At 67.2% G+C, this 23,179-nt stretch carries 21 protein-coding genes and 1 tRNA gene; 15 read left to right on the forward strand and 7 right to left on the reverse strand.

Annotated elements, in window-relative coordinates; genetic code table 11:
• Nucleotides 1-204 precede the first annotated feature (204 nt).
• The 5 genes from IT40_RS30590 to IT40_RS22905 form a co-directional block, all read right to left on the reverse strand.
• Nucleotides 205-339, reverse strand: a complete 135-nt coding sequence (locus IT40_RS30590) for a hypothetical protein (RefSeq protein ID WP_276315871.1) — start codon at nt 337-339, stop codon at nt 205-207.
• The gene (locus IT40_RS22890; RefSeq protein ID WP_244274055.1) at nt 332-1,555 is read right to left on the reverse strand and encodes a phage portal protein; all 1,224 of its coding nucleotides are present in this window, start codon (nt 1,553-1,555) and stop codon (nt 332-334) included. The genes IT40_RS30590 and IT40_RS22890 overlap by 8 nt, the downstream gene beginning before the upstream one ends.
• Before the next feature lie 80 nt (nt 1,556-1,635).
• Entirely contained in the window at nt 1,636-3,210 is a 1,575-nt protein-coding gene (locus IT40_RS22895; RefSeq protein WP_243700293.1) for a tyrosine-type recombinase/integrase, read from the reverse strand.
• Between the two features lie 91 nt (nt 3,211-3,301).
• Nucleotides 3,302-3,386, reverse strand: a tRNA-Leu gene (locus IT40_RS22900).
• 48 nt (nt 3,387-3,434) lie between these two features.
• Nucleotides 3,435-5,138, reverse strand: coding sequence for an NAD(P)H-hydrate epimerase (locus tag IT40_RS22905; RefSeq protein ID WP_036760067.1), 1,704 nt, complete (start codon nt 5,136-5,138; stop codon nt 3,435-3,437).
• 154 nt (nt 5,139-5,292) lie between these two features.
• Between IT40_RS22905 and IT40_RS22910 the strand changes: the two genes are divergently transcribed.
• From IT40_RS22910 to gap, 7 genes are all read left to right on the forward strand, one after another.
• Nucleotides 5,293-5,631, forward strand: coding sequence for a P-II family nitrogen regulator (locus IT40_RS22910; protein ID WP_036760069.1), 339 nt, complete (start codon nt 5,293-5,295; stop codon nt 5,629-5,631).
• 79 nt (nt 5,632-5,710) lie between these two features.
• Nucleotides 5,711-7,117, forward strand: a complete 1,407-nt coding sequence (gene glnA / locus IT40_RS22915) for a type I glutamate--ammonia ligase (RefSeq protein ID WP_036760071.1) — start codon at nt 5,711-5,713, stop codon at nt 7,115-7,117.
• A gap of 579 nt (nt 7,118-7,696) precedes the next feature.
• Complete coding sequence (locus IT40_RS28005) at nt 7,697-8,890, forward strand: Hint domain-containing protein (RefSeq protein WP_036760072.1); 1,194 nt, start codon at nt 7,697-7,699, stop codon at nt 8,888-8,890.
• Nucleotides 8,891-8,989: 99 nt separating this feature from the next.
• Entirely contained in the window at nt 8,990-10,306 is a 1,317-nt protein-coding gene (purB, locus tag IT40_RS22925) for an adenylosuccinate lyase (RefSeq protein ID WP_036760074.1), read from the forward strand.
• Nucleotides 10,307-10,366: 60 nt separating this feature from the next.
• Nucleotides 10,367-11,425, forward strand: a complete 1,059-nt coding sequence (locus IT40_RS22930; protein WP_036760076.1) for a flagellar motor switch protein FliG — start codon at nt 10,367-10,369, stop codon at nt 11,423-11,425.
• A 214-nt stretch (nt 11,426-11,639) separates the two neighbouring features.
• A complete protein-coding gene (locus tag IT40_RS29365) occupies nt 11,640-11,783 on the forward strand; it encodes a hypothetical protein (protein WP_036760079.1) in 144 nt (47 codons plus the stop codon).
• Between the two features lie 238 nt (nt 11,784-12,021).
• On the forward strand, nt 12,022-13,023 hold the full coding sequence (gene gap, locus IT40_RS22940; RefSeq protein ID WP_036760081.1) for a type I glyceraldehyde-3-phosphate dehydrogenase: 1,002 nt from the start codon (nt 12,022-12,024) through the stop codon (nt 13,021-13,023).
• 98 nt (nt 13,024-13,121) lie between these two features.
• On the opposite strand, the gene IT40_RS22945 is transcribed toward gap, so the two are convergent.
• On the reverse strand, nt 13,122-13,436 hold the full coding sequence (locus tag IT40_RS22945) for an antibiotic ABC transporter (RefSeq protein ID WP_083539132.1): 315 nt from the start codon (nt 13,434-13,436) through the stop codon (nt 13,122-13,124).
• Nucleotides 13,437-13,564: 128 nt separating this feature from the next.
• On the opposite strand from IT40_RS22945, the gene pyrC reads away from it, so the two are divergent.
• The 8 genes from pyrC to IT40_RS22985 all read left to right on the forward strand — a co-directional run bounded on the left by pyrC (nt 13,565) and on the right by IT40_RS22985 (nt 22,291).
• On the forward strand, nt 13,565-14,608 hold the full coding sequence (pyrC, locus tag IT40_RS22950) for a dihydroorotase (protein WP_036760084.1): 1,044 nt from the start codon (nt 13,565-13,567) through the stop codon (nt 14,606-14,608).
• On the forward strand, nt 14,605-15,276 hold the full coding sequence (locus IT40_RS22955) for an orotate phosphoribosyltransferase (RefSeq protein ID WP_036760086.1): 672 nt from the start codon (nt 14,605-14,607) through the stop codon (nt 15,274-15,276). The genes pyrC and IT40_RS22955 overlap by 4 nt, the downstream gene beginning before the upstream one ends.
• A gap of 221 nt (nt 15,277-15,497) precedes the next feature.
• On the forward strand, nt 15,498-16,997 hold the full coding sequence (locus tag IT40_RS22960) for a replicative DNA helicase (protein WP_036760087.1): 1,500 nt from the start codon (nt 15,498-15,500) through the stop codon (nt 16,995-16,997).
• Nucleotides 16,994-17,356, forward strand: a complete 363-nt coding sequence (locus IT40_RS22965; RefSeq protein WP_036760088.1) for a DMT family protein — start codon at nt 16,994-16,996, stop codon at nt 17,354-17,356. Before IT40_RS22960 ends, IT40_RS22965 begins: the two co-directional genes overlap by 4 nt.
• Nucleotides 17,357-17,419: 63 nt before the next feature.
• A complete protein-coding gene (locus IT40_RS22970) occupies nt 17,420-18,628 on the forward strand; it encodes a multidrug effflux MFS transporter (protein WP_036760090.1) in 1,209 nt (402 codons plus the stop codon).
• Between the two features lie 57 nt (nt 18,629-18,685).
• Nucleotides 18,686-20,080, forward strand: a complete 1,395-nt coding sequence (locus IT40_RS22975; RefSeq protein WP_036760093.1) for a helix-turn-helix domain-containing protein — start codon at nt 18,686-18,688, stop codon at nt 20,078-20,080.
• A 431-nt stretch (nt 20,081-20,511) separates the two neighbouring features.
• Nucleotides 20,512-21,801: a M23 family metallopeptidase gene (locus tag IT40_RS22980; RefSeq protein WP_036760094.1), complete on the forward strand. Its 1,290-nt coding sequence runs from the start codon at nt 20,512-20,514 to the stop codon at nt 21,799-21,801.
• The gene (locus tag IT40_RS22985) at nt 21,791-22,291 is read left to right on the forward strand and encodes a bactofilin family protein (RefSeq protein ID WP_036760096.1); all 501 of its coding nucleotides are present in this window, start codon (nt 21,791-21,793) and stop codon (nt 22,289-22,291) included. Before IT40_RS22980 ends, IT40_RS22985 begins: the two co-directional genes overlap by 11 nt.
• A 48-nt stretch (nt 22,292-22,339) precedes the next feature.
• Here the strand turns inward: IT40_RS22985 and IT40_RS22990 are convergent.
• Nucleotides 22,340-23,179 (reverse strand): DUF2189 domain-containing protein (locus tag IT40_RS22990; protein WP_157034100.1); only part of this gene is annotated, 840 nt, incomplete at its 5' end.

Consider the following 23,179-nt stretch of genomic DNA (forward strand, 5'->3'; position numbering starts at 1 on the left):
TCGGACAGGGTGAAAGGGCGTTCCTTGTCGCCGAAAAAGGCGTTAATGCCGATCATGCCCGCGCGCCTTCATGAAAGGCAGCCAGCTTCGCCGATAGCGCCACGCGATCACCGCGCGGAATAGTGAAACTGACGGGGCGCAGTTTCGCGCACGGGCCGAGGATCGCGCGAACGGTGGTCTCTTGCCACGGCTGTAGGGGCGCGATCATGCGTCGGCCTTAACCGGCAGGCCCATCATGGCGCGCAGTTCGTCGGCGGTCAGGATGCCGGCATTGACCAATGCCAGGGCGATTTCCAGCGCCGCCAGCATTTCCAGCGGGCTTTGCGTGGTGTCATTCATCGGGGTTTTCCTCTTGGGGTTTCGGTGCCGGTGCGGTCGTGCCGCCCGAGGTGGTGAAGGGATTCACAAGCCCATCGCCGCCTTCCATGGGCGGCAGGTTTAGCCCGGCCCGGACCTCGTTCGGGGTCATGGCGCGCATGGCGACAAATTGCGAATAGGCGGTGGCCTGCGCCGCAAAATCCACGGTCAGCAGGTCTTTCGTCTCGGCCTCGATATAGAGGGCGCGGCGTTCCTCTTGGGTCAGCAGGACGCGGGCATAAGCCGCCTGCCAGCGTTTCAGCCAAGGCCGCAGGCACATGGTCAGGAACTGTTGCGCCATCTGTTCGACATTCGACCAAGTTCCGCGCTCAAGCTCAAAGATCATGCTCGGCGGGATGCGGAAGGCTCGGGCGATCTCGCGGATTTGCTCAATCCGGTTCGTGTAAAACTCGGCATCCGTGTTGCTGGTGGCGACCGGGTGATAAAGAACGCCCTTGTCAAAGATCGCCGGACGGCCTGCCTGCTCCCCGGTATGGCCGGCCTGAAAGGCTTGCAGGATATTGGTGGCTTCGTCGGCGAGTAGTTTTTCTGGGGTCGATAGATAGCCGCCCGGACGCCCGGAACGGCTATACCAGTTCGCAAGGTGCTGTTCCGCTGCAAGGGCAAGGCCAATGGCTTCCTTGGCGTGGGTGATCGGGCTGATACCGTCCAGCGTGTTGACGTGCAGCACGTCGCTGTAGGGCAGGACCGTATCGCCGCCACCTTTCAGCCGGATGCGATAGGACGGTTCGCCGTAATTGTCAGTTTCGACCGATACCGCGCCGGGGTCGATCCGGTGCAGTTCGAGGGGCTGGCCTGCGCCATTGCGCACCACCTGGGCAAAACCAGAGCCGGTTAGCAGCGCATCGCGGGTCAGGTGCTCGCGCAGTTCCTCGGTGCTGGTCCATGGGTTCGCCTCGCCGTGGATCAATTCATAGGCCGGATGATCCTTCTGCGGCTCGCGGGTGTCGCGGTCGTGCAGCTTGAACGGCAGATTGCCGCAGGCTTCCGAGATAAGCCCGACAGCAGCAGCAACGGCAGGAACGCGCAGGGCGGTGGAGCTGGTGACGGTAACGCCAGACCGAGCAGGCAGGCCACCGAATAGGCCGAACGCCTCGGGGCTGGTCAGGGTGAAGGCTTTTTGTTCGGTGGCGCCTTGCCCGAACAACCGGGCAAGGCGCTGGGTGATACTAGACAACGTGAACACTCGCAAAAACTTACTACGTTTCAATGTAACGCAATGGTTAGTTATTACAAGTGCTCATGTTGTTATGAATTTCATTCAAGTTTGTAGCTGGGCAAGGCGTCAATCACGCGGGCCTTGGCGGTGAGACTGACAGTCCCATACCCATCCGACATGTCCTTATCTGAATGCCCCTGAATGGCGTTCACAATCCGCATATCTAGCCCCAGGTCACGCGCTTGCGTTTTCAGCCGATGCCGCCAAGCGTGGTTGGGTTGCAGCCCGTGGGGAACAAGCTCTTGCTCGTGGAGCCATACCGCGAGGCGTTCGGATTGCCGTTGTGCCGAACGGGCCGATTTCGCCGGATCGGTCGAGGAATTGAACAGCGGGCCATCCTTGGCAGCCTTCACATGGTCGAGGAAACCCAACGCGACAATCTGCCGATGAATAGGCACGTCCCGGAAGTCACCCGCCTTCACCGTGCCTGCGTCGGGGCTTATTCGCATCACCCAACGGTCGCCCTCTTGGAAAACATCGGCCTTCCGCAGTTGCAGGATTTCGCTGATCCTCGCACCAGAGAACGCGCACAAAAGCGGTGCCCATCGCTTAGCCGCAATGGTGGTTGCATGTTCGCGGATATGGCCGAACGGATCGGGCGTCGGCTGATAGGCGCGCGATGCGTTCAAGATCGCCAGCGCCTCTTTGTCGGAATACCCCGGATCGCGGCTGCGTTGGCGCTTGGGCTTCGCCTGCTTGACATTCTCGGCAACATTCTCAGGCAGGCGGTCGTTCTCAACAGCCCATGCCCATAGGGTCCGAATGGTCGAAAGATAGATGCCCGCGACAGTCTTTGCGCTGATCCTTTTCAAGAGGTCATCACGCCAAGACATCAGGTCTTTGCGCGTGACCTTGCGGGCATCGCTATGTCCGAGAAACTGGCGCAAGCTCTCGATTACCGGGCGCTGCCGGCGCCCGCCGTCCTTCATGAAGCCGGCAGCCTTCCGAGCCGCAACATAGTCGTTCCAGAGCTTCGCAAGGTTCACCGGGCCGGGTTCGTCCTGGGGCGGCTCAGCGTTGACCAGCAGGGGCGTAGAGGGCTGGCCGGTATAGTCGCCATCGTCGCGCTCCACGACGCGCGCCAGAGCCTCCAGCTCGGCGCTACAGAGGGCGCGGGCGATGGTGCGCCATTCATCCGAACCAGGTGCAGCGTCGAGGTTCCCAGCAGCGCGGAAACGCTCGATCCGCGCGCCCACCAGGTCGGCCAGTTCCTGATCGGACAGCCGCCCAGCGATGCCCGCCCGCAGTTGCTCAACATAACCATCATCGATCCCGATGGTTGAGACAACAGCGTATGACGGGCTGTTGCGCATCTGGTCGTCAAAGGCGATCCGTTGCTGGTAGTGCGAAAGCGCGATCTGATCCGGGGCCAGCGGATAGCGCGCTGGGGCGACAAGGTTGTTAGCCGGCGCCGCCTTTCGTTCTGCCTGGGCGATCTGGTGCTGTAGATGCGCCACCGCGCCCGGCAGCAGCTTCATGGCGGTTCTGCGATCCGGGCCGAGGGGTGCGCGTAGCTCGGTCTTGCCGACGATGGATCGAAGGTCTTTAGGCACCACCAACCGCGCAAAGAATCTGCCGGATCGGTTCAAGAGGTATCGTTGTGCGCCAGCCATGGGCAGGGTCCGTTTTGTAACATACTTTGTAACAGTAGAACGGACCAAGCCCAGCAAAACAAGGAATTTCTAGCATTTGCTGGGCTTTTGATGGTGCGGGTGGAGGGACTTGAACCCCCACGCCTTGCGGCGCCAGAACCTAAATCTGGTGCGTCTGCCAATTTCGCCACACCCGCAATGGCGCGCTGTCTAGCAAAGCCACCGCCCACATGCGAGGGGTAATTTCAGACTCCCATCCCACGCAGCACGGCGGGCAGCGCCTCGGGCAGATCGTCGGCGATCAGACCGGGACCGAAGCGACGCGCCGCCTCGGCATGAAGCCGGGCGCCGGTTGCCGCCGCCTCCAGCCCCGGCAGGCCGCGGGCCAGAAGGCCGGCGATGATCCCCGCCAGCACGTCGCCCGCGCCCGCCGTCGCCAACCAAGGCACGTCGAAGGCGGAATGGATGCAAGCCCGCCCGTCGGGGGCGGCGATCACCGTGTCGGGGCCCTTCAGCAGCACGACGGCGCCGCTGCGCGCGGCCGCGTCGCGGGCGGCGTCGAGCCGCGAATAAAGCGGGCCGCGCATTTTTGCCAATTCCTCGCGATAGGCCGCATGTTCCGCCAGGAACCGCGCCATCCGCGCCGGATCGGGCGCATGGGCGGCGCCGGTCCCCGCAGGCGCAGGCGGATGATCAAGGCGCGCGGCAAGATCGGGAAAGACGCGCCCGAACTCGCCCGCATGGGGGGTCAGCACGCAGTTCTCGTGCAGCACCGCCATCAGGCCGGGGTCGCGGGACAGGGCGGTCAGCGCATCGGCATCCAGCACCGCCGCCCGGCCCGCGCCCAGGATCGCGGGCAGCAGCGCCGCCGCGCGCTCGACCCCGCAGCCGGGACCGATGCAGAGCGCGTTGATCCGGCGGTCCGCCAGCATGTCCTGCAGCCCGGCCGGATCGTCGATTCCCCGGCGCATCAGCGCATCGGGCGGGCCGGCATGGGCCGGCAGGGCCTCAGCCGGCGGCGCAAGCGTCACCAGGCCCGCGCCGATGCGCAGGGCGGCGCGGGCCGACAGGCGCCCCGCCCCACCCCTGCCCGGCCCGCCGGCAACGACCAGCGCATGGCCGTGGCTGAACTTGTGGGGATGCGAGGACGACCGCTTGGCAAGCCGGTCGGCCAGCACCGTGCCAGACCGGGCGTCGGGAATATCGAACGGGGGCCAGATGCCGGTCAGCCGGGCGGGGCGGAACCCGCGGCCGTCGATGTCGCGCTCTCTCCAATGCCGCAGGCCGATGTCGGCGACGACCAGCTCGCCGCAGCATTCCGGCCCGCGTTCCAGCAGATGCCCCGGCTTGGGGCTGTCGAAGGCAACGGTCAGCCGGGCGCGCAGGTCGAAATCGCCGGGCTCGCGCGGCCGGCCGGGAAAGGCGCCGCTGTCGAGGCACAATCCGCTGGGGCAGTCCACCGCCACCAGCCGTTCGCGGAAGAACGCCCAATCGCCGCCCGAGCCGCCCAGATGATCCAGGATCGCGGCGATCTCGCCCTCGGGCGCGCGGGTCAGGCCGGTGCCGAAGATCGCGTCCACATAGACATCCGCATCGGGGCCCTCGCGCAGGGCGTCCTCGGTCAGGGGCAGGATCGGGCCCAACGCCCGCCATTCGGCCTTCATCCGGGCCGCATCCGCGCCGGCGGCATTGTCCATGCCCAGCACCCGCAGCTGCCAGCCCGCCCGGTGCAGGTGCCGCGCGACCACATAGCCGTCGCCGCCGTTGTTGCCCGGCCCGCACAGCACCACCGCCAGGCCCGCCTTGGGCCAGCGCAGCCGGATCTGCCCGGCGACGGCGCAGCCGGCACGCTCCATCAACTCTGCGCCCGTGACCCGGCCGCTGGTCATCGCGGCAGATTCGATGGCGCGCATTTGAGCGGTCGTCAGGATTTCGGTGCCATGAAACATGGTGACTGCCTAAATTATCATCGTTCTGCACGAAATATACGCATATCGGCCGGGCAAATGCGATCGGCCGCATGATCCTGGCCCTGCCCCATTTACCCGCATCATCAAACCCGCCAATCAGGTCGCAGGCAAGTCGCGAGAGAAGGATCAGGCGATGAAGAAAGTCGAAGCCATCATCAAGCCCTTCAAACTGGACGATGTGAAAGAGGCACTTCAGGAAGTCGGCGTCCAGGGCCTCTCGGTCACCGAGGTCAAGGGCTTTGGCCGGCAGAAGGGCCATACCGAGCTTTATCGCGGCGCGGAATATGTCGTGGACTTCCTGCCCAAGGTGAAGATCGAGATGGTGCTGCCCGACGACCTGGTCGAGGCCGCCGTCGACGCCATCATCTCGGCCGCGCGCACCGAGAAGATCGGCGACGGCAAGATCTTCATCATCCCGGTCGAACAGGCCATCCGCATCCGCACCGGCGAGACCGGCGACGACGCGGTCTGATCCCGCCCGACCCGCAACAAGAAACCGATGACCCCAGCCCCGCGGCGGCGCCGGGCAGACTGATGGAGGAAGGATCCCAATGACAGTCAAGGACGTTCTGGATCTGATGAAGACGGAAGAGGTCGAATATGTCGACGTCCGCTTCACCGATCCCAAGGGCAAGTTGCAGCACGTGACGCTGGTCGCCGACCTGGTGGACGAGGACTTCTTCGAGGAAGGCTTCATGTTCGACGGCTCCTCGATCGCCGGCTGGAAGTCCATCGACCAGTCCGACATGAAGCTGATGCCGGACGCCTCCTCGGCCTATATCGACCCGTTCTATGCCGAAAAGACCCTCTGCGTGCATTGCAACGTGGTCGAGCCCGACACGGGCGAGCCCTATGCCCGCGACCCGCGCGGCACCGCGCTGAAGGCCGAGGCCTATCTGAAATCCAGCGGAATCGGCGACGCGGCCTATTTCGGCCCCGAGGCCGAGTTCTTCCTGTTCGACGACGTGCGCTATTCGGTCACGCCGCAGAAGGTCTCGTTCGAACTCGACTCGGTCGATGCCGCCTGGAACACCGACACCGTCTACGAGGACGGCAACCTCGCCCATCGCGCGGCCCACAAGGGCGGCTATTTCCCGGTGAACCCGGTCGACGCCGCCCAGGACATCCGCGGCGAGATGCTGTCGACCATGAAGCGCATGGGCATCAAGGTCGACAAGCACCACCACGAGGTCGCCACCGCCCAGCACGAGCTGGGGATGATCTTCGGCGGGCTGGTCGAGCAGGCCGACAACATCCAGAAATACAAATACGTCATCCACAACGTCGCCGCCGCCTATGGCAAGACCGCGACCTTCATGCCCAAGCCGATGAAGGGCGACAACGGTTCGGGGATGCACGTCAACATGTCGATCTGGAAGGACGGCAAGCCGCTGTTTGCCGGCGACAAATATGCCGACCTGTCGCAAGAGGCGCTGTGGTTCATCGGCGGGGTGCTCAAGCACGCCAAGGCGCTGAATGCGCTGACCAACCCCGCGACCAACAGCTACAAGCGGCTGATCCCCGGCTTCGAGGCCCCGGTGCTGCGCGCCTATTCCGCCCGCAACCGCTCGGGCTGCGTGCGCATTCCGTGGACCGAGTCGCCCAAGGCCAAGCGCGTCGAGGCCCGCTTCCCCGATCCGGCCGCGAACCCCTACCTGGCCTTTGCGGCGCTGCTGATGGCCGGCCTTGACGGCATCAAGAACAAGATCGACCCCGGCCCGGCCTCGGACAAGGATCTCTACGACCTGCCGCCGGAAGAGCTGGCCGAGATCCCGACCGTCTGCGGCAGCCTGCGCGAGGCGCTGGAAGAGCTGGAGAAGGACATGGACTTCCTGCTGGCCGGCGACGTCTTCACCCGCGACCAGCTGGAAGGCTACATCAAGCTGAAATGGGAAGAGGTCTATGCCTATGAGCATACCCCCCATCCCATCGAATATGCGATGTATTACAGCTGCTGAGCCGCAGCCCGGAACGAACCGGAAGCCGCCCTTCGGGGCGGCTTTTTCATTTCCCGATCCGGGAAACCGGCGATCCGGCGCCGCGGGTCGGCAGGCTCTGGAACCCCGCAGATTCCAAGGGCGGGGGCGGGCCGGAGCCACGATCGCCTCCGCACGGCAACGTCTTGCTGGAGCCCAGGGCCGCGACAGCGCGGCGCACCGTTGCTTCCGAAAGGATTGCACGGCAGATCCGCATCACGGCGAAGCCAAGCCACGCAACGGCCGGACTTATCGCCCGATTTCCGCGCCGCCAGCCCGTCCCTGCGTCGCTTGTCGATAAGGGCGGGCCGGGGGCTGGCCCGGCTGATCGACCGCAGATGCCGGAACAGTCGGCGCCCTGCACCGGGGGCAATCGGCAATTAGTTCAATTTGTCTGCAAAATGGATGGAAACCCGAACGCGAAACCGGCTACAGTGATCCTGTGCCAGACGCATGGCGTTTTGGTTGCAAAACGTGCGGTCATCCGTCCTCTGGGGTCGGCGGATGGCTGGTTTCCAGCCTACGGCATGGGCGCAGCCCTGCCTGTCACAGGATCTTAGAATGCCTTATTTCACCAAAATACCCGACGCGACCATCGACCTGGAGGCCGAGACCCCGGTCCTCAGCCTCGGGAACAATCTTCTGCTGAACGAACTCAGCGGCTCCACCCAGTTCACCCAGTACGACGTGGATGAACCCCACGGCACCACGCTGTCCCGCGGCGACGACGTCTCGCTGGTGGATGGCGAGGGCGATCCGCTGCTGTCGGGCGGCACCTTCGCCGGCACCGGCACGCTGTCCACGGCGGCCGTGGGACTGACCGTCAAGCTCCTTGGCATCGAGCTGGCCTCGCTGACGGTCCAGGTCAACCCGATCGGCGGCTCTTTCGTCGTGAAGGGTGACGACACCTATTTCGTCACCGACCAGCCCCTGACCGAGGACCATATCAGCGTCAAGATCACCGGCACCGTCGCTGGACTACCGCTCACCCTGGCGGATGTGAACATCTCGGACCTTGGCGGCTCGTTGACCGGCGACGTTCTTGCGGCGGTGCAGAATCTTCTCGACACCATCGTCGTCAACGTCGCCTACAATCCCGCCGGCACGCTGGTCCTTGACGACGACGACGTCTTTCCCTGCTTCACCGCCGGCACGCTGATCGACACGCCCCAGGGCCCGGTTCCGGTCGAAAGCCTGTCGGTCGGCGACCTGGTGCTGACGGCCGACCACGGCCCCCAGCCGGTCCGCTGGATCGGGCGCCGCCGCTTTGCCGCGCATCGGCTTGCCACCCATGGCGCCCGGCTGACGCCCGTCCGCATCAGGGCCGGGGCGCTGGGGCCGGACATGCCCTCGGCGGACCTGGTCGTCTCGCCGCAGCACCGGATCCTGCTGCGCTCGCGCGTCGCCCTGCGGATGTTCGGCACCGACGAGATCCTGGTCGCCGCCAAGCAGCTTTTGCAGATCGAGGGCGTCGATCTGGCCACGGACCTGGCCGAGGTGGAATATGTCCATATCCTCTTCGACCAGCACGAGGTGGTCCGGGCCAACGGCACCGCGACCGAGTCGCTGTATCTGGGTCCGCAGGCCCTTGCCGCCCTGCCCGCCACGGCGGTCGAGGAAATCCTCGCCATCTTCCCCGAGCTGACCCAGCGCACCCATGCCCCCGCGGGCGCGCGGATGCTGGCCTCGGGGCGCAAGGCGCGCAAGCTGGCGCATCGCCACTCGAAGAACGGCCAGCCGCTCGTCCTGGCCTGAATCGGCAACAGCCGCGCAGGGGCCGCCGCGGCCCCTGCCGCCGCGGTTGCGGGTCCGGGGCCTTGCCGCTAAAACCCCGGCAAACCCAAGGAGCCCTGCATGATCCCGCGCTATGCCCGTCCCGAAATGGTCGCCATCTGGTCGCCCGAGACCAAGTTCCGCATCTGGTACGAGATCGAGGCGCATGCCTGCGACGCCCAGGCCGACCTTGGCGTGATCCCGCGCGAGAATGCCGAGGCCGTCTGGAAGGCCCGGGACGTGGAGTTCGACGTCGCCCGCATCGACGAGATCGAGGCCGTGACCAAGCATGACGTCATCGCCTTCCTGACCCACCTGGCCGAGCATATCGGCGCCGAGGAGGCCCGCTTCGTCCACCAGGGCATGACCAGCTCGGACGTGCTGGACACCACGCTGAACGTGCAGCTGGTGCGCGCCGCCGACATCCTGCTGGCCGACATGGACAAGGTGCTGGCCGCGCTGAAGAAACGCGCCTACGAGCACAAGGACACCGTCCGCATCGGCCGCAGCCACGGCATCCATGCCGAGCCGACGACCATGGGCCTGACCTTCGCCCGCTTCTACGCCGAGATGGCGCGGGGCCGCGAACGCCTGCTGCGCGCCCGCGAGGAAGTGGCGACCGGCGCCATTTCCGGCGCGGTCGGCACCTTCGCCAACATCGACCCCGCGGTCGAAGAGCATGTCTGCGCCAAGATGGGCCTCTCGCCCGAGCCGATCAGCACCCAGGTCATCCCGCGCGACCGCCACGCCATGTTCTTCGCCACGCTGGGCGTCATCGCCAGCTCGATCGAGAACATCGCCATCGAGATCCGCCACATGCAGCGCACCGAGGTGCTGGAGGCCGAGGAATATTTCAGCCCCGGCCAGAAGGGCAGCTCGGCCATGCCGCATAAGCGGAACCCGGTGCTGACCGAGAACCTGACCGGCCTTGCCCGCCTTGTGCGCATGGCCGTGGTGCCGGCGATGGAGAACGTGGCGCTGTGGCATGAACGCGACATCAGCCATTCCTCGGTCGAGCGCGGCATCGCCCCGGATGCGACGATCACCCTGGACTTCGCCCTGAACCGCCTGGCCGGCGTGATCGAAAAGCTGGTGGTCTACCCTGAGAACATGCTCAGGAACATGAACAAGTTCAAGGGGCTGGTCATGTCGCAGCGCGTGCTGCTGGCCCTGACCCAGGCCGGCGTCAGCCGCGAGGACGCCTATCGCCTGGTCCAGCGCAACGCCATGAAGGTCTGGGAACAGGGCGCCGATTTCAAGACCGAGCTGCTGGCCGACGCCGAGGTGACGGCCGCGCTGTCCCCCGCCGAGATCGAGGAGAAATTCGACCTGGGCTATCACACCAAGCACGTGGACACGATTTTCGCCCGCGTGTTCGGCGAAAACGGCGCGCATTAACCCCTCGTTCGCTTTTTCCTGCCAGATTGCCCCCGACAGGTTTGGAATCGGGGGCAATCCATGGGTGTTCCGGCGCTCGGGGCGACGGCGGGGCTCAGTCCGCGGCAAAAGGCTGCGGTGATCGTGCGGCTGGTGCTGGCCGAGGGCGGGGACATCGACCTCGCCCGGCTGCCGCCGGAACTGCAGACCGACCTGGCGCAGGAAATGGCGCTGATGGGGATGATCGACCGCGAGACGCGCAATGCCATCGTGGCCGAGTTCTGCGACAGGCTGGAAGCGGTCGGCCTGTCCTTTCCAGGCGACATCGACGGCACGCTGGACCTGCTCGACGGGCATCTTTCGCCCGACACGACCGACCAGCTGCGGCGCATGGCGGCGCTCAACGGCGCCGGCAACCCCTGGGACAGCATCGCCGCCCTGCCCCCCGCGCTCTTGGTCGAACTGGCCCGCACCGAAGCGGTCGAGATCGGGGCGGTGATGTTTTCGAAACTGCCGGTGCCGCGCGCGGCCGAGGTGTTCGGCCTGCTCGAACAGGAACGCGCGCGCCAGATCGCCTATGCCATGTCGCTGACCGGCGGCATCACCCCCGCGGCGCTGCAACGCATCGGCCGGGCGCTGCTCCATGCCGCCGACGCCGTGCCGCAGCCGGCGCTGGAGGGCAAGGCGGGCGAAAAGGTCGGCGCGATCCTGAACTTCTCGCCCTCCAGCATGCGCGACGGCGTCCTGGCCGGGCTCGAGGACGACGATGCCGCCTTTGCCGGCGAGGTGCGCAAGACCATCTTCACCTGGGCGCATATCCCGCGCCGCATCGACCGGCGCGACATCGCCCGCATCCTGCGCGAGGTGGACAATCCCGTGCTGCTCAAGGCGCTGGCCGGCGCCCGCGGCCCGGCGCGCGAAACCGTGGATTTCCTGCTGGGCGGCATTTCCTCGCGCCTGGCCGAGTCGATGCGCGAAGAGATCGAGGCGCTCGGCAAGGTCTCGGCCCGCGACGCCGAGGAGGCGATGGACCAGGTCGTGGTCACGATCCGCCGCATGGAGGCGGCGGGCGACCTGTTCCTGATCGCCCAGGAAGCCGAGGAGGAAGCGGAAGAGGAACCGCAAGCCCCGCCCGGCTGACGGATCCCGCCCGCCGCAATCCGAAAACCCGTCGCAGGCTGCCCAAGGCCCCCCAAGGCCCGCAGCAAGGACGGCACGGACAGACGGCAGGGCCCCATGGCGCAAGGCGCGGCGCGGCGGCAGGCCGCAAAGGCTTGCCCGGCCCCGGCCTCTGCCCTAGCAGGGGGCGGGACGGCGCATCGCGCCGGGGGACGGCAGGGACGGGACGGATGGCATGACAAATCAGATCGCGCTCGTGCTGGGGCTCCTGGTCCTGGGCCTCTTCGCGGCGGATGCGCTGGTGCTGCATTGGAACCTGCCGCTGTTCCTGGGCAAGGCGTTCGCCAGCCTCATCGAATATCTCAGCTTCTGGCGCTGACGCCGGCGCCGCGATTCGCCGCCCTGCAGCATTCGGCACCGCGGCAAGCGGCTTGCGCCGCCGGCGCCGGCCATCCCCGCCGCCGGCCGGGCGCAGCGGCAGCGACCATACGTCGCAACCATGCCCCCGGCACCCCCCTTTCCGCCGAGTTTCCGCCCCTTTCGCTTGCAGGCATTTGCATTCCCCCGGCGATGCGGGCTATTTGCAGCGCGAACATCATCAGCGGCGGAGGAAACCTATGGCTGTCAAGGTAGCGATCAACGGCTTTGGCCGGATCGGTCGGAACGTGCTGCGCGCGATCATCGAATCGGGGCGCAATGATATCGAGGTCGTGGCGATCAACGACCTGGGCCCGGTCGAAACCAATGCGCATCTGCTGCGCTACGACTCGGTCCACGGCCGCTTCCCCGCCCAGGTCACGGTTTCGGGCGATTCGATCGACGTCGGCCGCGGTCCGATCAAGGTCACGGCGATCCGCAACCCGGCCGACCTGCCCTGGGGCGACATCGACGTCATCATGGAATGCACCGGCATCTTCGCCTCCAAGGAAAAGGTGCAGCCGCACCTGTCGACCGGCGCCAAGCGGGTGCTGATCTCGGCCCCCGGCGACAATGCCGACAAGACCATCGTCTTCGGCGTGAACCACGACACGCTGACCAAGGACGACATCGTCGTCTCGAACGCCAGCTGCACGACGAACTGCCTGTCGCCGGTGGCCAAGGTGCTGAACGATTCGATCGGCATCGCCCGCGGCTTCATGACCACGATCCACAGCTATACCGGCGACCAGCCGACGCTGGATACCATGCACAAGGATCTGTATCGCGCCCGCGCCGCGGCGCTGTCGATGATCCCGACCTCGACCGGCGCGGCCAAGGCCGTGGGCCTGGTGCTGCCCGAACTCAAGGGCCGCCTGGACGGCGTGGCGATCCGCGTGCCGACGCCCAACGTCTCGGTCGTGGACCTGGTCTTCGAAGCCGCCCGCGACACCTCGGTCGAGGAAATCAACCAGGCCATCCGCGCCGCCGCCGACGGCCCGCTGAAGGGCATCCTGGGCTATACCGACGAGCCGCTGGTTTCCTCGGACTTCAACCACGACAGCCACAGCTCGGTCTTCCACATGGACCAGACCAAGGTGATGGAGGGCAAGCTTTGCCGCATCCTGACCTGGTATGACAACGAATGGGGCTTCTCGAACCGCATGTCCGACACCGCGGTCGCCATGGGCAAGCTGATCTGAGCCCACATCTGAACCCGCAAGGGCTCGATCCGAAAACCGAAACGCGCCCTCGCCGGGCGCGTTTTCATTTCCGGCGGACCGGCGCCGCCGGTCGCCCGTCAGTTCTTGCCCGAAAGGCGCCGCACATTGGCACGGGTGCGCTTGCGATAGGGCCGCAGCGCCGCCGCCATCACCCGGTCGGCCCGCTCGCCCCGCCCGGCGGCACGCAGCGCGGCCTGCAGCGCCTCGGAGGCGGCATCGGCCTTTTCCACCACCATGCGCTGCGGCTCGGCCGCGTCCTGGCGCACAAGCCCCATCATCCCCGCCGTCCGCAAGGCAATGACCATCTGCGATTCCCAGGCCATGCGCGCCATCTGCTGCCACAACAGCAGCGGCGCCTGCATCGCCGCATAATTCATCTTCCCGAAACCCATCACGAATTCCCTATGAACGAACAACAGGCGGGCAAGGCTGCGCCCATGGCGGGGAAATGCCAAGAGCCCCCGTGGACGGGATCTTTGCCCTATGGCCTTGCTGCCGCACCCGGTATAGAGGGAAAATCATGACCAAATCCGTGACGCTCCGACGCCCCGACGACTGGCACCTGCACCTGCGCGACGGCGCCATGTTGCAGGCAGTGGCTTCATTTTCCGGCCATTTCGGCCGGGCGATCATCATGCCGAACCTGGTGCCGCCGGTGGTGACAGGGGCGCAGGCCGCGGCCTATCGCGACCGCATCCGCGCCGCCCTGGCCCCGGAAATGACGTTGCGTCCCTTGATGACGCTCTACCTGACCGAAACCACCGATCCGGCCGATGTGCTGGCTGCCCATGCGCAGGGAATCATCTCGGCGGTCAAGCTCTACCCGGCCGGGGCGACCACCAATTCGGCCTCGGGCGTGCGCGATTTCGACAAGGTGCGCGGCGTGCTGGAGGCCATGGCCCAGGCCGGCATCCCGCTTTGCTTCCACGGCGAGGTCACGGACCCGGCGGTGGACATCTTCGACCGCGAGGCGGCGTTCATCGACCGCGTCCTGGACCCGATCCGCCGCGCCACGCCCGGCCTGCGGGTGGTAATGGAACATATCACCACCTCGGACGGGGTGGATTACGTCGCGGGCAACGACGACATCGGCGCCACCATCACCACGCATCACCTGGTCATCAACCGCAACCACATCCTGGCGGGCGGCATCCGGCCGCATTACTACTGCCTGCCGGTCGCCAAGCGCGAGACGCACCGGCTGGCGCTGCGCCGCGCGGCGACCTCGGGGGACGCGCGCTTCTTCCTGGGCACCGATTCGGCGCCGCACCCGGACCGCGCCAAGGAATCGGCCTGCGGCTGCGCCGGCTGCTTCACCGCGCCCAACACCATGTCGATCCTGGCCCAGGTCTTCGAGGAGGAGGGCGCGCTCGACCGGCTGGAAGGCTTCACCTCGCTCCACGGCGCCGCTTTCTACCGCATGGAGCCCAACGAGGACCGCATCCGCCTGGTCAGGCGCGAGATACCCGCCGCATATCCGACCCATATCCCCGCCGGCGACGAAACCGTCACCGTCTTCGACCCCGGCTTCCCGCTCTACTGGCACCTCGAGGATCCCGCATGACCCTGCCCTTCCCCCCGCATGAGGAAATCGCCCGGCTGACCGCCCGCATGCTGCTGGAGATCAAGGCGGTGCATTTCAATGCGGCCGAGCCCTTCACCTATGCCTCGGGGCTGAAGGGGCCGACCTATATCGACTGCCGCAAGCTGATCAGCTTCCCGCGCATCCGCGCGACGCTGATGGACTTCCTGGCGGCGACCGTGCTGCGCGAGGCGGGCTTCGCCGCCTTCGACAACGTGGCCGGCGGCGAGACGGCGGGCATTCCCTTCGCCGCCTGGGTAGCCGAGCGGCTGGAATTGCCGATGACCTATGTGCGCAAGAAGCCCAAGGGCTACGGCCGCAACGCCCGCATCGAGGGCGCCATGACCGAGGGCCAGCGCGTGCTGCTGGTCGAGGACCTGACCACCGACGGCGGCTCGAAGCTGAGCTTCGTCGACGCGATCCGCGAAACCGGCGCGACCTGCGGCCATACGGCGGTGATCTTCTACTACGGCATCTTCCCGGAAACCACGCAGCGCCTGGCGGACCACGGCGTCAGGCTGCACCATCTCTGCACCTGGTGGGACGTGCTGGCCGAGGCCAAGGCGCAGGGCTTCTACGACGAGGCGACGCTCTCCGAGGTCGAAAGCTTCCTGACCGATCCCCGCGCCTGGCAGGCCGCGCATCCCTGATCCGGCCGGCCCGGCTGCACGGTGGCAAGGGGTATTTGAGCAACGAAGAAGACCGGGGCACCGCCCTGTCCTTCTCTGTTGGCCAAATACCCATGCCGCCCTTGCCACCCGTGCAGGCGCGGCATTCCGCCCACAGCTTATCCACAGCATATCCCGATGGACCGCGGGGCGCATAAGGTGGATAACGGCCCCCAGCCGAGTCGAAGGTCGGAGACCATGGGATGAGCGAGTTGCGCGCCGTCGAAATCAGGAAGCCCGGCGAGATCGCCGAGGCCGCCGCCGCGCAGGCGGTGCCCTTCTCGATCGAGGCCGAGCAGCAATTGCTGGGCGCGCTCCTGACCAATAACGAGGTCTACGACCACGTCTCGCGCATCATCCAGGCCGGGCATTTCTACGACCCGGTCCATCGCCGCATCTACGAGATCTGCGCCGAGCGCATCGCCAGGAACGCCCTGGCGAGCCCGGTCACGATCAAGGCCTTCATGGAGCATGACGCGGGCCTGAAGGAACTGGGCGGCCCGGCCTATCTGGCGCGGCTGGCGGGGGCGGCGATCTCGTCCCATGCCGCGCGCGACTATGCGCAGATGATCCGCGAATTCGCCCTGCGCCGCGAGCTGATCGGGCTGGGGCAGGACATCGCCGCGCGCGCCGCCACCGTCACGGTCAGCGATTCCGCCGAGGAGCAGATCAAGGAGGCCGAGCAGATCCTCTACAAGCTCGGCGAGCAGGGCGTGGCCGAGCGCGGCTTCCAGAGCTTCCTGGCCGCCGTCACCGGGGCGCTGAACGCCGCCAATGCCGCCTTCAGCCGCGGCGGCGGGCTGTCGGGGATCTCGACCGGGCTCGTGGACCTGGACGGCAAGATGGGCGGGCTGAACCGCTCGGACCTGGTCATCCTGGCCGGGCGGCCCTCGATGGGCAAGACCTCGCTGGCCACCAACATCGCCTTCAACGTCGCCAAGGCGCATCGCCTGGGCGAATTGCCCGACGGCAGCCACGGCACGGTGGCGGGGGGCGTCGTCGGCTTCTTCAGCCTCGAGATGTCGGCCGAGCAGCTGGCCGCGCGCATCCTGTCCGAGGCGGCCGAGGTGCCCAGCGAGGCGATCCGCCGCGGCGACATGACCGAGGACGAGTTCCGCCGCTTCGTCAAGGCCGCCCACGACCTGCAGAACTGCCCGCTTTACATCGACGACACGCCCGCCCTGCCGATCAACCAGCTGGCCGCCCGCGCCCGCAAGCTCAAGCGCACCATGGGGCTGGACCTGCTGATCGTGGACTATCTCCAGCTTCTGCGCGCCGCATCGGCCAAGGACAGCCGCGTCAACGAGGTGAGCGAGATCACCCAGGGCCTGAAAGCCGTCGCCAAGGAGCTGGACATCCCCGTCATCGCGCTGTCGCAGCTGTCGCGCCAGGTCGAGAGCCGCGAGGACAAGCGCCCGCAGCTGTCCGACCTGCGCGAATCCGGCAGCATCGAGCAGGACGCCGACATCGTCATGTTCGTCTTCCGCGAGGAATATTACCGCGAGCGCGAAAAGCCCGCCGACCACGACCTCGACAAGATGGCCACGTGGCAGCAGGTCATGGAATCCTGCCACGGCAAGGCCGAGGTCATCATCGGCAAGCAGCGCCACGGCCCGATCGGCACGGTCGAGCTGTCCTTCGAGGGCCGCTTCACCCGCTTCGGCAACCTGGAAAAACATCGCAGCTGGGATCCTGCCGAATGAACCTGCCGGTGCCGTTCGTCACCATCGGCCTGCTGATCCTGTCGAACCTGTTCATGACCGTCGCCTGGTACGGGCACCTGAAGTTCAAGACCGCGCCGCTCATGCTGGTCATCCTGGTCAGCTGGGGCATCGCCTTCTTCGAATATGTGCTGCAGGTGCCCGCGAACCGCAGCGGCTACGGCCATTTCAACGCCGCGCAGCTCAAGACCATCCAGGAGGTCATCAGCCTGTCGGTCTTCGTGCTGTTCTCCTGGGCGTGGCTGGGCGAGAAGCTGACCTGGAACGTGGCGGCCGGCTTTGCCTGCATCTGCCTGGGCGCCTTCCTGATCTTCCACGATTTCGGCGGCTCGGCGCATTGACGCGAAACTGTGCCCTGTAAACAGGCGATTGCCTTTGCCCGCCGGCCGGGCAAAGGTGCGGGCATGAGCAGCGCGACCCCTTCCCTTCCCCGCCGGCCAAGCATCCTGACCCTGGTTTCCATCTCGGCCGCCGGGGCGCTTTCGATGAACATCTTCCTGCCCTCGCTGCCGGCCATGGCGCGGGATTTCGGCGTGGAATACGGCTTCATGCAGCTGTCCGTCTCGGCCTTCCTGGGGGTCAGCGCGGTGCTGCAACTGCTTTGCGGCCCGATCAGCGACCGCTATGGCCGCCGGCCGGTGGTGCTGGGCTCCTTCGCGATCTTCCTGCTGGCGACCGTGGGGGCGCTGCTGGCCAGGGATGCGGCCTGGTTCATGCTGTTCCGCCTGATCCAGGCGGTCGCCACCACCGGCTTCGTCATCAGCCGCGCCGTGGTGCGCGACATCGTGCCGGCCGAGCAGGCGGCCAGCATGATCGGCTATGTCACCATGGGCATGTCGCTGGTGCCGATGGTCGCGCCCACGCTGGGGGGCGTGCTGGACGAGACCCTGGGCTGGCGCGCCAGCTTCGTCGCCATGGGGCTGACCGGGCTGGCGGTCATGGCGCTTTGCGCCTTCGACCTGCCCGAGACGGCGCGCGGCGGCGGCGTGCCGCTGCGCCGGCAGGTCGCCACCTATCCGGTGCTTGCCCGCTCGCAGCGCTTCTGGGGCTATGCGCTGGCGGCGACGCTCAGCGCGGGGTCGTTCTATGCCTATCTGGGCGGCGCGCCCTTTGTCGGCCAGGTGGTGCTGCACCTGTCGCCGGCCGAGGTCGGCTATTGGTTCGCCGGCCCCTCGATCGGCTATGCGCTGGGGAACTACCTTTCGGCGCGGTTCTCGACCCGCATCGGCATGAACCGGATGATCCTGTCGGGGGCGCTGATCTGCTCGGTCTTCCTGGTGATGGCGCTGGCGGTGGACCTGATGGGCGGGCTGACGCCGCTGGTCTTTTTCGGCTCGGTCGGGCTGATGGGGCTGGGCAACGGCATGGTGCTGCCCAATGCCAATGCCGGGATGATGAGCGTGCGCCCCGAACTGGCCGGCACCGCCAGCGGGCTGGGCGGCGCCATGGCGGTGGCGGGCGGCGCCGGGCTGGCGGCGCTGGCCGGCGCGCTCTTGCACGACGAATCGGGGGCGGCGCCGCTTCTGGTCATCATGGCCGGGTCGGCCATCGCCTCGATCGGCTTCATCCTCTGGGTCATGATCCGCGAAAGGCAGGTCATCGCCGGCCGCTGATCCCCCTTGCGGCAACGCCTTTGCAAAGCGTATGGCTGCTTTGCAAAGAGGACTCGCATGGCCACACAAAAGATCTATGCCGGCGTCGCCCTGCGCGAGACGCGGGCCCGCGCCGGCCTGACCCAGCGCGCCTTTGCCGACCGGCTGGGCGTGTCGCTGCCCTATCTGTCGCAGATGGAGAACAACCACCGCCCGGTCTCGGCCGGGGTGCTGCTGAAGCTGGCCTCCGAGTTTTCGGTCGATCTGGGCGCCATGGCGGTCGGCGATGCCGAGCGCATGGTGATGGACATGGCCGAGGCGCTGGCCGATCCGCTGTTCGACGCCACGCCGCCCCGCGCCGACCTGCGGCTGGCCGCGACCAACGCCCCGGCGCTGGCGCGCGCCTTCCTGGACCTCTATCGCGCCCATCGCGAGGGGCAGGAGCGGCTGGCGGCGCTGGACGAGGCGCTGGGGGCGGGGGCGCAGAACGCCACCCCCTCGCCCTGGGAAGAGGTGCGCGACTTCTTCCACTATTGCGACAACTATATCGACGCGGTGGACCACGCCGCCGAGCATTTCGCCCGCATCCGCCCCGAGCAGCGCCCCCTGGACCGCGCCATCGCCGCCCTGGCCGAGCGCGGCATCGAGGTGGTGACGGCCGAGCTGGGCAGCGGCCCGGTCTATCTGCGCGACGGCAAACGCATCACCCTGAACGCCGCCGCCGAGCCCGCCACGCAGGCCTTCCAGCTGCTGCACCTGCTGGCGCTGGAATCGCGCGGCGACCTGCTGGAGGCGACGCTGGAACTGGCGCGCTTTCGCAGCGGCTCGGCCCGCGACATCGCCCGGCTGGGGCTGGCGAACTATTTCGCCGGCGCGGCGATGATGCCCTATTCCCGCTTCCTGGCCACCGCGCGGGCCGAGCGGCACGACCTCGAGCGGCTGGCGCATCTGTTCCACGCCTCGCTGGAACAGGTGGCGCATCGGCTCTCGACCCTGCAACGCGGCGGCGACCGGGGGGTGCCGTTCTTTTTCGTCCGCGTCGACCAGGCGGGCACCATCACCAAGCGCCATTCCGCCACGCGGATGCAATTCGCCCGCTTCGGCGGCGCCTGTCCGCTGTGGAACGTGCATCAGGCCTTCGAGACGCCCGGCCGCTTCCTGCGCCAGCTGGCCGAGACGCCGGACGGCAAGCGCTACCTGCTGCTGGCGCGGGACGTGTCCAAGCCCGCGGGCGCCTTTGGCGCGCCGGTGCGCCGCTTCGCCATCGGCCTGGGCTGCGAGATCAGCCATGCCCGCGACGTGGTCTATGCCGACGGGCTGGACATCGGCAATCCGCAGCTGTTCGAGCCGATCGGCGTGTCCTGCCGGATCTGCCCGCGGCCGAACTGCCACCAGCGCTCGGTGCCGCCGGTGGACCGCCATATCCGCATCCCGGCGGATCGCCCCGGCCCGCTGCCCTACGAGATCGCCTGAAACCGCCACAAACGCCGCGACCCGCGGCGCGGTTCCCGGCGCGCAGGCGGAACAGCCGCGGGGAATCACTGAACCGGCCGGTCTGAACCCGTTCGTTTGCCCATTTTGCGGGCAGCGTCATCCGGCCGCCTGCTGCGCCGAACCGAACCGGACGGTCAAGACGCGCCATCCGATTCCGCGGGGAAAAATGCCTTCAATCTTTCATAGATTCATGGAAAGGCCCGTTCCCATCAACCCATGGTTGCAGTTTTGGCCCCTTTGCGCCCGGCGGATAACCACCCGCGCCGCCAGCCCCGATCGGCGTCAATCCGCCCAAGCTTCGGGCAGGCCCCCCGCCCCTGTTGCGCTTTGACCACAGGTCGGATTTATCCGTGCGCAGCCATGACCGCCTTTGCCCGGCAGGTCGGCCGAAACAACATGGACCTGGGACATTGCGGATCACCCACAGCCTGAATTCGGTGCTTGAGCGCTGGCTGCCAGAACAGCGCCTTTTCCTGAAGTCGGACAGGACCACCCGCTTCCTGCGGCTGCGTCCGGCCACGCAGCTTCTTGCCCTGGGGGGCATCGCGCTGGTCTTCGGCTGGTCGATCATCGCCAGCTCGATCCTGGTCATCGACGCGATCAGCGCCGGCTCGTCGCGCCACCAGGCCCGGCTGGCGCAAAGCGCCCTGGAAGCGCGGCTGACCGACCTTTCCGCCGAACGCGACCGCCGCGCCGCCGAGGCGGTGGCGGCGCAGAACCGCTTTGCCGTGGCGCTGGACCAGGTCTCGCACATGCAATCGCTGCTGCTGGAGACCGAGGCGCAGCGGCGCGAACTGGAAACCGGGCTGGGCGCGGTGCAGGCCGACCTGCAGGACGCGGTGAAGGCCCGCCAGCAGGCCGAGGCGCTGGCCGGCCCCGAGGGCGAGGCCGCCCCCGTCCGCACCGCCGAACTGCAGGCCGCGCTGGACATCCTGGCGGGCGAGCTGAAACAGGCCGCCGGCCAGCGCATCGAGGCGGTGCAGCAGGCCGAGGACGCCCGCCGCCTGGCCGAGGCCGTCACGCTGGAGCGCGACCAGATCGTCGCCCGCAACGACGAGATCCTGTCGCAGCTGGAAGACGCCGTGTCCGTCTCGGTCAAGCCGCTGGACGACATGTTCCGCAGCGTCGGCATGAACCCGGACGAGATCCTGCGCACCGTGCGCCGCGGCTATGCCGGGCAGGGCGGCCCGCTGAACCCGGTCAGCTATTCCTCCAGCGGAAATGCCGAGATCAGCCAGGGCGAGGCCAAGGCGCAAGAGATCCTGATCACCCTGGACCAGATGAACAGCTACCGCATCGCGGTCGAGAAGATGCCGCTGGCCATGCCGGTGAAATCGGCCTTCCGCTATACCTCGCCCTTCGGCCGCCGCTGGGGCCGCGCGCATGAGGGCATCGACATGGCCGCCCCGGTCGGCACGCCGGTCTATGCCACGGGCGAGGGCACGGTGATCTTTGCCGGCTGGCAGCGCGGCTACGGCAACCTGATCAAGATCCGGCACGAGTTGGGCACCGAGACCCGCTATGGCCACCTGTCCAAGATTCGCGTGAAGGCCGGTCAAAAGGTGTCGCGCGGCAGCCAGATCGGTGATATGGGCAATACCGGCAGATCGACCGGGCCGCATCTTCACTATGAAGTCCGCGTGAACGGCCGTGCCGTGAATCCCATGAGCTTCATCAAGGCAGCCCAAAATGTTTTCTAAGACCCGTGTTACCGAACCCGGCCCCCGTACCCAGCCGACCCCCGAGCCCGAACCGGCGCGCGGCCTTGACACGAGTTACGACATTCCGGCAGCCGCGGCCCCGCGTGCGCGCACCGCGCCTTCGGTGCTGTCTGCGGACCTGACCGTCACCGGCAACCTCCAAACCCAGGGCGACGTCCAGGTCGAAGGCACCGTCGAGGGCGACATCCGCGCCCATCAGCTGATCGTCGGCGAAAGCGCCACCATCCGCGGCGAGATCGTCGCCGAGGAAGTCGTGGTGAACGGCCGCGTCGTCGGCCGCGTCCGCGGCCTCAAGGTCCGCCTGACCGCCACCGCGCGAGTCGAGGGCGACATCATCCACAAGACCATCGCCATCGAATCCGGCGCCCATTTCGAGGGCTCGGTCCAGCGCCAGGAAGATCCGCTGGCCAATGGCGTGACCCCCAAGCTGGCGCCGCCCGCCCGCGCGGCCAATGCCGAAGCCGAGTGATCCCGGCATCGGCGCAAGATGATCGGGCGGCCGCCGGGCCGCCCTTTTTCATGGCTCGGGGTCCGGCATCAGCAGCCGGTACATGTGCCAGCTGGCATGGCCCAGCACCGGCAGCACGACGAAAAGCCCCAGGAACAGCGGCACGATGCCCGCGAACAGCAGCGTGGCGATGACCACGGCCCAGGACAGCATCACTGGCAGGTTCGCCCCCACCGCCTGGAAGCTGGCGATGATGGCCGAGACCAGGTCCACCTCGCGGTCCAGGATCAGCGGCAGCCCGACCACGGTGATCGAGAACAGCACCGCGGCAAAGCCCGCCCCGATCGCCGTGCCCGCCCCCAGCATCACCAGCCCGCGGCCCTGCAGCAGCACCTCGGGCGAGGAGGTGATGTTGGTCAGCGCCGAAACGCCCATGAACAGCGCGAAGGTGGTATGGGCGACAAAGACCCAGAACATGAACATCAGCAGGATGACCATGGCCATCGACGGCACCTGCCGGTCCTTTTGCGCGATGACCACGGCCAGCACCTCGCGCCAGATCAGCGGCCGGTCCGATTCGATGCGCCGGCTGACCTCGTAGAGGCCGACGGCGGCAAAGGGCGCGATCAGCGGAAAGCCGACGATGAAGGGCATCAGCCACCATTCCTGCCCCGCCGCCGTGGCCACCGCGGTCAGCACCAGCCCGCCCGCGACATAGAAGGCCGCGAACAGCAGGCCAAAGGCCGGGGCGCGGCGGAAATCCCGCCATCCCGCCGCCAGCACCGCCGGGATGGCGTCCAGCCCGATCACCGCCGGCAGCGGGATCTCGTCCGGGCCCGGATCGGGCAAGGGGTCGGGCAGCGGCTGCCGCTCGGGCTCGGGGATGGGGGGGGGAATGGGCTTGGGGTC

It is taken from the genome of Paracoccus versutus (assembly GCF_000763885.1).
Lineage (GTDB): Bacteria > Pseudomonadota > Alphaproteobacteria > Rhodobacterales > Rhodobacteraceae > Paracoccus > Paracoccus versutus.